Here is a 12,942-nt window from a genome sequence, read left to right as displayed (position 1 = left end):
GCACGGCCGCACACGGGCCCATTTCGCCAAAATTGCCGGATTTGAGCATGGCGATCCGAAGGTGTCTGTCACCCGAAACCCGGACATTCATATGGATGGAAACGGGCTTGGCTGATGGTTGACTGCTGAAACGATTAAAGCGCTGTAGGAAATTGACTACACATGGCCGCAGTCAGTTTTTCTCAACACGCCCCAATTACTTATTTTTACTATAAATATCAATTGGTTAATCAGCTCTAATTTTTAGCCATGGTTTTTCGTTGGCGGAATTCTCCGTCTGAAACGTCGAATTAATGACGTAGTTTTTATGGCAGCTTGTGTCCCTCGTTTCCGCTACATACGTAGGACAAATCGCTATGGCTAAATAAAATCTCGAACGCCGAATGACGCTGAAGAAGAGTCACGTTCAAGGAGTACGGGCCGCCCCACACAGACCCAGGGCACCCGTTGACGGTTTTCGACATCAAGGATGAGATGGCTATGAGTCTGACTTCTAGTATTGGCGGCGCCCACAGCCCGCAGTTCTACGCCGAAATGGGTGAATTGATTTCAAACAGCGGCCAGGAAAATTTCGCCGCCAACATGCTGCATCTGGTGGATAAATGGGTGCCGATTCACTTGGTCGACCTGAGTGAATGGACACTCGACGAACTGCGTGACAGCGCGATCGATATTCAGCTGCTGGGCAGCGCCGGGTTGAAAAAACACCTGCTGGCGCCCCAGCCCGTACATGCGTTGAACGACCACCCGCTGCTACGGGAAATGCTGCGCATGCAAGACCCGTTGCTGATCCAGATGAAGGCCAAGGCCAACAGCGCACACCCACGCGGCACCTCGCACCAGTGCAACCTGGTCTCGCGCCAGGGCAACCGACGCTGCGTGATTTCGTTCTACCGCCCGCCGACCCAACAAGGCTTTTCCCTGGCAGAACTGTCGTTTCTCAAGTGCTTGTCGGACACCCTGTTGCCGTTGATGGAACGGCATGCGCGGATTTTGCGCCAGGCCCCTCACAGCCAGGCCGAACCAGCCCACAGCCAGCTGGAACAGTCACAGTTGCAGCGCGAGTTCTACAAGCGCCTGTCCCTCAGCGATATCACCCTGTCGGCGCGTGAGCAGGAGGTGTGCCTGGGCCTGTTGACCGGCGGCACCGTGCCGCAAATGGCGGAAAAACTCAGCGTGAAAAACAGCTCGATCGAAACCTACCTCAAGCGTGCCGCCGCCAAACTGGGCGTCAGCGGGCGCCATGGCCTGGCCAAATGGATGGTTGGCGCCTGATGAAAAAATTCACCCTCACCACCGTTGGCATGGCCTGGGTGCTCGGCGGTTGCTCGCTGATCCCCGAGTATCAGCGGCCCGCTGTGCCGGTGCCGGCGCAGTACCCACAAGGCGGGGTCTACAGCCTGGCGCAAGCCGGCACTGTGGCGGTCGAGCCGGACTGGCAGCAGCTGTTCCACGACCCGGCGCTGCAACAGCTGATTGGCGCAGCACTGGCCAATAACCGCGACCTGCGGGTAGCGGCGCTGAATGTGCAGGCGTTTCAGGCGCAGTACCGCATCCAGCGAGCGGACCTGTTCCCGGCGATATCGGCCAGCGGCGCCGGCAAACGCCAGAAAGTACCGGGCGATCTGACCGGCACCGGCAAGTCGGCGATCACTTCCAACTATTCGGCCACCCTGGGCCTGAGTGCCTATGAGCTGGATCTGTTCGGACGGGTGCGCAGCCTCAGCGAGCAGGCGATGCTCACGTATCTGGGCACCGAAGAGGCGCGGCGCAGCGCGCAACTGAGCCTGGTGGCCAACGTCGCCAATGCCTACCTGACCTGGCGCGCCGACCAGGAGCTGCTGACCCTGGCGCAGCAAACCCTGACCGCCAACGACCACAGCTGGCAGCTCACCAGCCGCAGCAAAACCGCGGGCAAGGCCTCGGCACTGGATGTGGTGCAAGCCCGCACGGCAGTAGAAAGCACCCGCGCCAGCGTGGCCCGCTATGAGCGCCAGGTCGCCCAGGATGTCAACAACCTGGCCCTGCTGGTGGGCGGCCCGGTGGATGAAAACCTGCCGTCGCGCCCGCTCGCTGATGACCTGGTGGCGCGCCTGCCCGCAGGCTTGCCCTCCGACCTGCTGCAACGGCGCCCGGATATCCTCCAGGCCGAATACCAACTGCAAGCCGCCAACGCCAATATCGGCGCGGCGCGGGCAGCATTTTTTCCGTCGGTGACGCTCACCGCCAACGCCGGCAGCACCAGCAAGGAGCTGTCGGGGCTGTTCAAGGGCGGCGCGGGCACCTGGACCTTCCAGCCGCAAATCAACCTGCCGATCTTCAACGCCGGCAGCCTGCGCGCCAGCCTCGACTACGCCAAACTGCAGAAAGACATTACGGTGGCGCAGTACGAAAAATCCATTCAAACGGCGTTTCAGGAAGTCGCCGACGGCCTCGCCGCCCGGCAAACCTTTAACGACCAGTTGGACGCGCAACGGGATTTTGTCGCCGCCAACCAGGCCTATTACGACCTGGCCCAGCACCGCTACCGCAGCGGTGTGGACAGCAACCTGACGTTCCTCGATGCGCAGCGTTCCTTGTTCAGTTCGCAGCAGGCGCTGATTGTCGATCGGCTGGCGCAACTGGTCGCGGAGGTGAACCTGTACACGGCTCTGGGCGGCGCCTGGAGCGTCAACCCAAGCCCGACTGCCGCAGCCGATATTCCCCCGGTGTCACCTGCGCATAACGAAGGAAAAACCGGCTGAAATACGCCGGGTCCTTGAACCCCAGCTGGTAGCAGATTTCATTCGCGGAGCTGCCGGTAAACAGCAGCAGACGCTTGGCTTCCTGCATCAGCCGCTCCAGGATCAGGCGCTTGGACGGCAGGTCGGCCAGGCGTCGGCACACCTCATTGAGCCGCGCTTCGGTCACGCCAATCCCCTCGGCGTAACGCGCCAGCGGCCAGTGTTCCAGGTAGTGGGCTTCGATAAGTTCGTTGAAACGATGGAAAATGCGCAGGTCTTCATGCCGTGTCGGGCGGGCCGGCAGGCTGTTGGCGCACAGACGCAGCAGGCGAATCATGATCAGGCGGGTAAGGCTCTCCAATGCGGCGGCGCGCCCTGCCCTTTGCGCGTTGATCTCGCTGCTGAGTTCCCCGAAGAGTTGATCCAGCCCTTCGGCATCGGCGGTCAGCGCCACGCAGGCGGCGCCCGATGCAAGGCTGGGGTCGGCGTCGATCAACGCCCACACCAGTTGCTGACGCACGGTCAGCACATGCCCGTCGGCATCCGGCTCCGTAACAAACGCATGGGGCACTGTGGGCGGAGTGAGGAAAAACATCGGCCCCGACTCCACGAACTGGCGGTCATCCAGGTACACCCGCACCGCGCCACTCTTGACGAAATGCACCTGGAAAAACCGGTCATGCCGATGCACGGGCATATTGCGCCCGAAAAACCCCGCCAGGTTGCCGAGCTTGTCGTAATGCACCTCGGCATCGCTGTAACGCTGGTCGTAGACCTGCCCGATGTTGATGTTCGGAATCGGTTTCACAGAACACTCTTCTTATTGTTTTGATCCCGCCGGATTTTGCCACGCTTGACGGTAGTTAACATATTAATTATAACGTTAACACATTAACGAACTGCTTATGCAGCAGTCGCCACCGCCAGGAGAAACGCATGAGCCGTACCCTGCATGATGTTGCCAGCGGCACCTTGTTCGGCGTTGCGCTGAACTACCAGGGTCTGCTGGACCAGCATCTCGCCGCCTTCCAGCAGGCGCCCTACCAGAAGCCGCCTGCCAAGCCGGTGCTGTTTATCAAGACCCCCAACACACGCAACAAGCATGGCGGTGTAGTGCTGCATCCCGCGGGCGAACGCCTGCAACCGGGGCCGGCGCTGGGCGTGGTGATCGGCCAGCGCACCAGCCGCGTCAGCCTGGAAAACGCCATGGCGCATGTGGCCGGTTATGTGGTGGTCAATGAATTCAGCCTGCCGGAAGACAGCTACTACCGCCCCGCCGTCAAAGCCAAATGCCGTGACGGGTTTTGCGCGTTAAGCGCCGAGCTGATCCCGCGTGATCAAGTTGCAAACCCTAACCAACTGAGCCTCAAGTTGTTCGTCAACGGCGAACTGCGCCAGGAAAACTCGACGACCCATTGGGTGCGCGACATCCCGCAATTGATCGCCGAGATCAGCGAGTTCATGACCCTATACCCCGGCGATGTGCTGATCACCGGCACACCGGAGGGCCGCGTGGATGTGCAGCCTGGGGACCAGGTTGAGGTTGAAATCAACGGTATCGGTCGCCTGGCCAACACCGTGCAGGCGGAGGCACACGCATGAAACACGCTCGTATCCGTTTTGAAGGCGAAACCCATCACGTACAGGTAGAGGCTGATTGCAGCGTGCGCCTCAACGACGGCCGCCTGCTCGCCGAACAACAGGTGCAATGGCTGCCACCGGCCACCGGCAGCATGTTCGCCCTGGGCCTGAACTATGCCGACCACGCTGCCGAGCTGGCCTTCACACCGCCCACCGAACCGCTGGCATTTATCAAGTCGGTGGGCACCTACACCGGCCATCGCCAAGTCACTTGGCGCCCGGATAACGTTGCCTACATGCACTACGAGTGCGAGCTGGTGGCGGTCATCGGCAAGACCGCGCGCAACGTCAAGCGCGCGGATGCCCTGGACTACCTGGCCGGTTACACGGTGTGCAACGACTATGCGGTCCGCGACTACCTGGAAAACTACTACCGCCCCAACCTGCGCGTGAAAAACCGTGACGCCACCACCCCGGTCGGCCCGTGGATCGTCGATGTCGCGGACGTGCCCGACCCGAGCAACCTGACCCTGCGCACCTGGATCAACGGTGAACTGCGTCAGGAAGGCAGCACCCGCGACATGATTTTCGATATCCCCTACCTGATCGAGTACCTCTCCAGCTTCATGACCCTGCAACCCGGCGACATGATCGCCACCGGCACGCCCGAAGGCCTGGCCGATGTGGTGCCGGGCGATGAAGTGGTGGTGGAAGTCGAAGGCGTAGGTCGCCTGGTCAACCGAATTGTCAGCGAAGCGGAGTTTTTCTCCGCCCGTAAAGAGGCGTGAGCAGCATGATCAAACACTGGATCAACGGCCGTGAGGTCGAAAGCAAAGACACCTTCATCAACTACAACCCGGCCACCGGCGAAGCCATTGGCGAAGTCGCCAGCGGCGGCGCCGAGGAAGTTGCGCAGGCCGTTGCAGCCGCCAAAGAAGCCTTCCCGAAATGGGCCAACACCCCGGCCAAAGAACGCGCCCGGCTGATGCGCAAACTGGGTGAGTTGATCGAGCAGAACGTGCCGCGCCTGGCCGAGCTGGAAACCCTCGATACCGGCTTGCCGATCCACCAGACCAAGAACGTGCTGATCCCCCGCGCATCGCACAACTTTGATTTCTTCGCCGAAGTCTGCACGCGCATGGACGGCCACAGCTACCCGGTGGACGATCAGATGCTCAACTACACCCTCTACCAGCCGGTGGGCGTGTGCGGGTTGGTGTCGCCCTGGAACGTGCCGTTCATGACCGCCACCTGGAAGACCGCGCCGTGCCTGGCGCTGGGTAACACAGCAGTGCTGAAGATGTCCGAGCTGTCGCCGCTGACCGCCAATGAACTCGGGCGCCTGGCGGTGGAAGCCGGAATTCCCAACGGCGTGCTCAACGTAATCCAGGGCTACGGCGCCACCGCCGGTGATGCACTGGTGCGCCACCCGGACGTGCGCGCTATCTCCTTCACGGGCGGCACCGCCACCGGCAAGAAGATCATGCAAACCGCCGGGCTGAAAAAGTACTCGATGGAACTGGGCGGCAAGTCGCCGGTGCTGATCTTTGAAGACGCCGACCTTGAACGCGCCCTGGATGCCGCGCTGTTCACGATCTTTTCGCTGAACGGCGAACGCTGCACCGCCGGCAGCCGGGTCTTTATCCAGGAGAGTGTCTACCCGCAGTTTGTCGCCGAGTTTGCCGCACGCGCAAAACGCTTGATCGTCGGCGACCCGCAAGACCCGAAAACCCAGGTCGGCTCGATGATCACCCTGGCGCACTACGACAAGGTCACCGGCTACATCAAGATTGGCCTGGAAGAAGGCGCCACCTTGCTCGCCGGTGGCCTGGAACGCCCGGCCAATCTGCCCGCGCATTTGAGCAAAGGCCAGTTTATCCAGCCGACCGTATTTGCCGATGTGAACAACAAGATGCGCATCGCCCAGGAAGAAATCTTCGGCCCGGTGGTGTGCCTGATTCCATTCAAGGACGAGGCCGAGGCGCTGCAACTGGCCAACGACACCGAGTACGGCCTGGCCTCGTATATCTGGACCCAGGACATCGGCAAGGCCCATCGCCTGGCGCACGGAATTGAAGCCGGCATGGTATTTATCAACAGCCAGAACGTGCGCGACCTGCGTCAGCCGTTCGGCGGCGTCAAAGGCTCCGGTACCGGGCGCGAAGGCGGCCAGTACAGCTTTGAAGTGTTTGCCGAGATCAAGAACGTGTGCATTTCCATGGGCAGCCATCACATCCCGCGTTGGGGTGTGTAGCACCAGAGCAAGCCAGCTCCCAAAGGGGCCTCACTGGTATTACAAGAATAAGTACTCAGGAGAATGATCATGGGCGAAGTGGTTCTGGCAGCGAAGATCTGCCACGTACCGTCGATGTACCTGTCGGAGTTGCCCGGCAAACATCACGGCTGTCGCGAAGCGGCGATCGCCGGCCACAAGGAAATCGGTCGGCGCGCCCGCGAGCTGGGCGCCGACACCGCCGTGGTGTTCGACGTGCACTGGCTGGTCAACAGCGGCTATCACGTCAACTGTGGCGCGCAGTTCCAGGGCACCTACACCAGCAACGAGCTGCCGCACTTTATCAAGAACATGGAGTACGCCTACCCAGGCGACCCGCAATTGGGTGAGCTGATTGCCGCTGAAGCCAACCTCGCCGGCGTGCGCAGCATGGCCCATAACATCCCGAGCCTGGAGCTGGAATACGGCACCCTGGTGCCCATGCGCTACATGCACATGGGCGTGCCGGAGGATGAGAAATTCAAGGTCATCTCCATCGCGGCCTGGTGCGCCTGGCATCGCCTGGAGGACAGTTTCGCGTTTGGCGCCGCTGTGCGCCGGGCTATCGAAAAGAGTGATCGCAAGGTACTGGTGCTGGCTTCCGGTTCACTGTCCCACCGCTTTTCGGATGACCGCCAGGCCGAGGCGAATATCCATAACTGGACCCGTGAGTTCGACAAGCAAGTGGACCTGCACGTAGTGGAGATGTGGAAGCAAGGCCGCTTCGAGGAGTTCTGCGCGATGCTGCCCGACTACGCCGAACACTGCTTTGGCGAAGGCAAGATGCACGACACCGCCATGCTCCTGGGCCTGCTCGGGGGGCCGGACTATGCCAAGCCTGCCGAGATCATCACGCCGCCGTTCGGCAGTTCGGGCACCGGCCAGATCAACGCGATTTTCCCGCTGTAAACCTGGGAGAAAAACCATGCCGCATTTTATCGCCGAGTACACCGACAACATTGAGCAACAGGCCGATCTGCCCAGCCTGTTTGAAAAAGTCCATCACGTGCTGGGCGACACTGGCGTGTTCCCACTCGGCGGCATTCGCAGCCGTGGCGTGCGCCTGGACAGCTGGCGCATGGCTGACGGCAAGCACGACTACGCCTTTGTACACATGACCCTAAAAGTCGGCCATGGCCGCGACCTTGCCACCCGCCAGGCGGTGGCCGAAGCGCTGTTCGCGGTGATCACCGCACACTTTGCCCCGTTGCAAGCGCAACGCTTGCTGGCGCTGTCATTCGAGATGGTCGAGCTGCACCCGCAGCTCAATTTCAAGCAGAACAATGTGCATGCGTTCCTGAACAACCCGACGGGCTAAGCCCCGCCGCCCCTCTCACGGCCACTCAAACAAAAAGTACAACACCATGAGCACAGCCAATTCCACTGCCAGCCACGTGCTGGCTGAGCACGACCGCACCCATCGTTTAGTCACCTGGCGGCTAATGCCACTGTTGCTGGTGTGTTACCTGTTCGCCCATCTGGACCGCATCAACATCGGTTTTGCCAAAATGCAGATGAGCAGCGACCTGCACTTCAGCGACACGGTCTACGGCTTCGGCGCCGGGCTGTTTTTTATCGCCTACGCGCTGTTTGGCGTGCCAAGCAATATGGCCCTGGACCGGGTCGGGCCGAGGCGTTGGATAGCCAGCCTGATGGTGGTGTGGGGCCTGTTGTCCACCGGCATGTTGTGGGTCGAAAGTGCGCGTGGTTTCTACGTGTTGCGCTTTCTGCTGGGGGTGGCCGAGGCCGGTTTTTTCCCCGGCATTCTGGTGTTTCTCAACCGTTGGTACCCGGCACGCCGCCGCGCCCAGGTCACCGCACTGTTCGCGATTGCGGTGCCGATGGCCGGCGTGCTGGGCGGGCCGATTTCCGGCGCGATCCTGGAAAACTTCCATGATGTCGGCAGCCTGCGCGGCTGGCAGTGGATGTTCCTGATCGAAGGCGCGCCGGTGGTGCTGCTCGGTCTGGTGGTGCTCAAGTGGTTGCCGGATGGTTTTGATTCAGTGAGCTGGCTGACGGACGCGCAAAAGCAGCAACTGCGCACCCAACTCAGCAGCGAGGAACAGCGCAAGACCATCACTTCATTCGGCGGCATCCTGCGTGACCCGCAAGTGTGGCTGCTGGTGGCGGTGTACTTTGCGGTGATGTTGGCGGTCAACACCCTCGCCTTCTGGATGCCCACGCTGATCCACGGCGCCGGCATCGGCCGCGACAGCCAGGTCGGTCTGCTCAGCGCCGTACCCTACCTGGCCGGCTGCTTCTTCATGATCGGTTGCGGGCGCTCATCCGACCGCCATCGCGAACGCCGGTGGCACCTGTGTGTGCCACTGCAGATGGCCGCCGTCGGCATCGCCGTGGCGGGCCTGGCGCCGGGCAACCCGCTGCTGGTGATGGGCGGGCTGGTGGTCGCCGGCATGGGCGCCAGTGCCGCCTTGCCGATGTTCTGGCAGCTGCCGCCGGCGTTCCTCTCGACCACCACCCAAGCTGCCGGCATCGCCATGATCAGTTCGTTCGGCAGCATCGCCGCGTTCCTCGCGCCGTACCTGATCGGCTGGATGCGCGACGCGACCCAGAGCGCCAGCCTGGCGCTTTACGTACTCGCCCTGTTTATCGCCCTCGGCGGCCTGCTGGTGCTGCGCACCCACGCCGCCATCGTCAACCCACACTAGAGACCGTTGCCATGCTCGACTCCCAGCAAATCCTCGCCGCCGCCGCCCACCTGGACCGCGCCGAACGCAGCCGCGAACAGGTGCGCCAGTTTTCCCTCGACTACCCCGGCATCACCATTGAAGACGCCTACGCCATCCAGCGCGCCTGGGTGGCGCAAAAGATCCAGGACGGGCGCCGCTTGAAAGGCCACAAGATCGGCCTGACTTCGCGGGCCATGCAGGTCTCGTCGAACATCACCGAGCCCGATTTTGGCGCGCTGCTCGATGACATGTTTTTCGACGAAGGCAGCGACATTCCGTTCGAGCGTTTCATCGTGCCACGGGTGGAAGTGGAACTGGCCTTCATTCTCGGTAAACCGCTCAAAGGCCCGAACTGCACGGTGTTCGATGTGCTCGACGCCACCGAGTGGGTGATCCCGGCGCTGGAGATCATCGACGCGCGCATCCAACAGGTCGACCCGCAGACCAACGCTACCCGCAAGGTCTTCGACACTATCTCCGACAATGCCGCGAATGCCGGTGTGGTGCTGGGCGGCCGCGCCGTGCGGCCCACCGAGATCGACCTGCGCAAGGTGCCGGCGGTGCTGTACCGCAATGGCGTGATCGAAGAGTCCGGCGTGTCAGCGGCGGTGCTCAACCACCCGGCCAAGGGCGTGGCCTGGCTGGCCAACAAGCTGGCCGCGTACGACGTCACGCTACTGCCCGGGCAAGTGATCCTCGGTGGCTCATTCACCCGCCCGGTGGCGGCCCGCCCTGGCGATACCTTCCATGTCGACTACGACATGCTCGGGTCAATTGCCTGCCGTTTCGTTTGAGCCCTGGAGGTTAGCCATGAACATGCCCATCAACCGCTTCAAACAACGCTTGCGCAACGGCGAGGTGCAGATCGGCCTGTGGCTCGGCCTCGCCGATGCCTACTGCGCCGAACTGGCTGCCAACGCCGGTTTCGACTGGCTGCTGATCGACGGCGAACACGCGCCCAATCAGCTGCACAGCATGCTCGGCCAATTGCAGGCCATCGCACCCTACCCCAGCCAGGCGCTGATTCGCCCGGTCATCGGCGACAGCGCGCTGATCAAGCAACTGCTGGATATCGGCGCCCAGACCTTGCTGGTGCCGATGGTGGAAAGTGCCGCCCAGGCCCGCGAACTGGTGCGCGCCATGCGCTACCCGCCACAGGGCATTCGCGGGGTTGGCAGTGCGTTGGCGCGGGCGTCGCGCTGGAACAGCATTGCCTGTTACCTCGACCAGGCCGATGAGCAGATGTGCCTGTTGGTACAAATTGAGAGCCTTGAAGGCCTGGCCAATCTGGATGCGATTGCGGCGGTCGACGGCGTGGACGGTGTGTTTATCGGCCCGGCGGATTTGAGTGCGTCGATGGGGCATCGCGGTAATCCGGGGCACGTTGACGTGCAGGCAGCAATAGAAGATGCGATCAAGCGCATTGTGCAGGCGGGCAAGGCGGCGGGGATTCTCAGTGCCGATGAGGGTTTGGCGCGGCGTTATATCGAGCTGGGAGCGACGTTTGTAGCGGTGGGCGTGGATACCACCGTGTTGATGCGTGGGTTGCAGGCGTTGGCGGGGAAATTCAACGGCGCTCCCACTGCCAACCACACAGGCAGTGTGTACTGAGACACCTGTGGGAGCTGGCTTGCCCGCGATAGCATCAACTCGGTTTACCAGGCATACCGAGGTGTCCGCATCGCAGGCAAGCCAGCTCCCACATTTGGATGTGTGGTGATTCAGCGCTTGATGTTCTTCAGCTCATCCAGCAGCCCCAGCAGCGCCTCAAACTTGTCTGCACCAAACTGATCCTGCAAACGCTGGTAGTTGGCCTCCATGCACTGGCTCATCGACTCAAAGCTCGCCTTGCCCTTGTCGGCCAGGGTCACCAGTACACGGCGCTGGTCTTGCTCGGCCTTGCGGCGGTGCACCATGCCGGCGTTTTCCATGCGCACCAGCACGCCGGTCATGCTGGGTTTAAGGATGCAGGCCAGTTCCGCCAGCTGGTAAATCTCCAGCTCACCGTACTGTTCGAGGATGCGGATGATCCGCCATTGCTGTTCGGTCAGCCCGTGTTCATTCAGGGATGGGCGGAAAAAACTCATGGCGGCTTCGCGGGCTTGCAGCAGCGCCAGCGTCAAGGATTGTCGAGGTTTGGACATAGGGATCAGGGTCACGGGTTATTTAGTTAATAATTTAACGAAACTCTAGCATTCCCGGTCGCCCAGCGCGCTATAACTTGTTGGCAACAGCTGCCCGTGGCGCGCTGAATCAAAAGCCTGGGCACGCAGGGTCAAGACTTCCATCCCGCCAGGGTACCTAATGGAGGCATCCGCTTTAGAGCCTTCCTTCACCTTTTCAGGCTGCGCCATGATCAACATTGAAACCCCCACGTATTACACCGCAACCAAGAAGTACAACCTCGGCTTTCCCACGCTGGAACAGGATATCGACGCCGACGTCGTGGTGATCGGCGGCGGTTTCTCCGGCATCAATACCGCCCTTGAACTGGCGGAAAAAGGTATCACCAACATTGTTGTGCTGGAGGCGCGCTACCTGGGCTTTGGCGGCACCGGCCGCAATGGCGGGCAGATCATGGCGGGCATCGGCCATGACCTGGAGAAGATCAAGAAGGATGTGGGCGAAGACGGCCTGCGACAGGTCTTCGAGATCAGCGACCTGGGCGCCGACATCATCAAGAACCGCATTGCCAAGTACAACATCGACGCGGACTTCTGCCACGGCTACGGCTACATGGGCTTCAACGCCCGCCAGGAAAAAACCCTGCGCGCCTGGGAGAAAGACTTCAAGTCAATCAACAGCCAGCACGAGATTCGCTTCCTGGGTGGCTCCGACGTGCAGCAGATCATCGGTTCCAACGCCTACACCAGCGCCCTATTGCACATGGGCGGCGGGCATGTGCATTCGCTCAACCTGCTGCTGGGCGAGGCCACGGCGCTGGCGGGCCACGGTGTGCGGATTTTCGAGAACAGCCCGGCCCTGGACGTCAGCTATGGCGAGCGCATCACCGTGCGCACCGGGCGTGGTTCGGTGCGCGCGAGCAAGTTGCTGTGGGCCTGCGACAGCTTCCTCAACAAGCTCGAACCCGAGCTGCACCGCTCGACCATCAACACTTACGCGTTCCAGATGATGACCGAGCCGTTGTCAGAAGAGCTGATCCAGCGCATCAGCCCGATCCGCGGGGCCTACAGCGATATTCGCCCAGTGATCGACTACTACCGCGTGACCAATGAAAACCGCCTGCTGTTCGGCGCCGCGACACCCTTGGTCGAGCATATCCCCGGTGACCTCAAGGCCTGGAACCGCAACCTGATGCTGAAGATTTTCCCTTACCTCAAGGACGTGAAAATTGATCTGGCCTGGGGCGGCCCGATGGCGTGCAGCCCCAATCTGTTCCCACAGATAGGCACCTTGCCGGGACGCAGCAATGCGTTTTTCGTACAGGGCTATTCGGGCTTTGGCGTCACCCCCAGCCACATCATCTGCAAGGTCCTGGCCGAAGGTATGAGCGAAGGCTCGGCACGCTATGACCTGGTCAGTTCGATTCACCGCCCGACCATCATCGGCAAGGACGCGATCCGCCCTCTGTTGCTAACGGCGGGCAAATCCTGGCACCAACTTTCCGGCTACTGGAACGGGCGCCGCTAACCCCCTTTTTACTCATCAGGAGCAA

General features: G+C 61.5%; 13 protein-coding genes. 11 read left to right on the top strand and 2 right to left on the bottom strand.

What is annotated here, in order from left to right; genetic code table 11:
* Window positions 1–480 precede the first annotated feature (480 nt).
* Together AB4P96_RS12535 and adeC are read left to right on the top strand one after the other, a co-directional pair.
* Window positions 481–1,275, top strand: a complete 795-nt coding sequence (locus AB4P96_RS12535; protein ID WP_026013880.1) for a helix-turn-helix transcriptional regulator — start codon at window positions 481–483, stop codon at window positions 1,273–1,275.
* A complete protein-coding gene (gene adeC, locus AB4P96_RS12530) occupies window positions 1,275–2,744 on the top strand; it encodes an AdeC/AdeK/OprM family multidrug efflux complex outer membrane factor (protein WP_395600828.1) in 1,470 nt (489 codons plus the stop codon). The genes AB4P96_RS12535 and adeC overlap by 1 nt, the downstream gene beginning before the upstream one ends.
* Here the strand turns inward: adeC and hpaA are convergent.
* The gene (gene hpaA / locus AB4P96_RS12525) at window positions 2,671–3,531 is read right to left on the bottom strand and encodes a 4-hydroxyphenylacetate catabolism regulatory protein HpaA (protein WP_138450176.1); all 861 of its coding nucleotides are present in this window, start codon (window positions 3,529–3,531) and stop codon (window positions 2,671–2,673) included. The genes adeC and hpaA overlap by 74 nt on opposite strands.
* 128 nt (window positions 3,532–3,659) lie before the next feature.
* On the opposite strand from hpaA, the gene AB4P96_RS12520 reads away from it, so the two are divergent.
* The 8 genes from AB4P96_RS12520 (at window position 3,660) to hpaI (ending at window position 10,877) form a co-directional block, all read left to right on the top strand.
* On the top strand, window positions 3,660–4,325 hold the full coding sequence (locus AB4P96_RS12520; RefSeq protein ID WP_138450178.1) for a fumarylacetoacetate hydrolase family protein: 666 nt from the start codon (window positions 3,660–3,662) through the stop codon (window positions 4,323–4,325).
* Window positions 4,322–5,092: a fumarylacetoacetate hydrolase family protein gene (locus AB4P96_RS12515; RefSeq protein ID WP_138450180.1), complete on the top strand. Its 771-nt coding sequence runs from the start codon at window positions 4,322–4,324 to the stop codon at window positions 5,090–5,092. The genes AB4P96_RS12520 and AB4P96_RS12515 overlap by 4 nt, the downstream gene beginning before the upstream one ends.
* A gap of 5 nt (window positions 5,093–5,097) precedes the next feature.
* Window positions 5,098–6,558 (top strand): 5-carboxymethyl-2-hydroxymuconate semialdehyde dehydrogenase, encoded by a 1,461-nt coding sequence (gene hpaE, locus AB4P96_RS12510; RefSeq protein WP_395600827.1) that lies wholly within the window; start codon window positions 5,098–5,100, stop codon window positions 6,556–6,558.
* A gap of 69 nt (window positions 6,559–6,627) precedes the next feature.
* A complete protein-coding gene (gene hpaD / locus AB4P96_RS12505; RefSeq protein ID WP_138450184.1) occupies window positions 6,628–7,485 on the top strand; it encodes a 3,4-dihydroxyphenylacetate 2,3-dioxygenase in 858 nt (285 codons plus the stop codon).
* A gap of 16 nt (window positions 7,486–7,501) precedes the next feature.
* Window positions 7,502–7,894 (top strand): 5-carboxymethyl-2-hydroxymuconate Delta-isomerase, encoded by a 393-nt coding sequence (locus AB4P96_RS12500; RefSeq protein WP_138450186.1) that lies wholly within the window; start codon window positions 7,502–7,504, stop codon window positions 7,892–7,894.
* 46 nt (window positions 7,895–7,940) lie between these two features.
* Window positions 7,941–9,245: an MFS transporter gene (locus AB4P96_RS12495; RefSeq protein ID WP_138450187.1), complete on the top strand. Its 1,305-nt coding sequence runs from the start codon at window positions 7,941–7,943 to the stop codon at window positions 9,243–9,245.
* Window positions 9,246–9,256: 11 nt separating this feature from the next.
* Window positions 9,257–10,060 carry a 2-oxo-hept-4-ene-1,7-dioate hydratase gene (gene hpaH / locus AB4P96_RS12490; protein WP_170040428.1) on the top strand — a complete coding sequence of 268 codons (804 nt, stop codon included), beginning with the start codon at window positions 9,257–9,259 and terminating at the stop codon, window positions 10,058–10,060.
* Window positions 10,061–10,076: 16 nt separating this feature from the next.
* Window positions 10,077–10,877: a 4-hydroxy-2-oxoheptanedioate aldolase gene (hpaI, locus tag AB4P96_RS12485; protein WP_170040426.1), complete on the top strand. Its 801-nt coding sequence runs from the start codon at window positions 10,077–10,079 to the stop codon at window positions 10,875–10,877.
* 110 nt (window positions 10,878–10,987) lie between these two features.
* Here hpaI and hpaR read toward each other — a convergent pair whose 3' ends face one another.
* Window positions 10,988–11,410 (bottom strand): homoprotocatechuate degradation operon regulator HpaR, encoded by a 423-nt coding sequence (hpaR, locus tag AB4P96_RS12480; RefSeq protein ID WP_138453172.1) that lies wholly within the window; start codon window positions 11,408–11,410, stop codon window positions 10,988–10,990.
* A 208-nt stretch (window positions 11,411–11,618) separates the two neighbouring features.
* Here hpaR and AB4P96_RS12475 point away from each other — a divergent pair, with 208 nt between their 5' ends.
* On the top strand, window positions 11,619–12,917 hold the full coding sequence (locus AB4P96_RS12475; protein ID WP_170040424.1) for an FAD-binding oxidoreductase: 1,299 nt from the start codon (window positions 11,619–11,621) through the stop codon (window positions 12,915–12,917).
* Window positions 12,918–12,942 lie beyond the last annotated feature (25 nt).

Origin of the sequence: Pseudomonas sp. B19125, from assembly GCF_044218855.1 — a bacterium.
Lineage (GTDB): Bacteria > Pseudomonadota > Gammaproteobacteria > Pseudomonadales > Pseudomonadaceae > Aquipseudomonas > Aquipseudomonas edaphica.
Note: the sequence above shows the minus strand (reverse complement) of the source record. Positions and strands in the feature narration are given on the sequence as shown.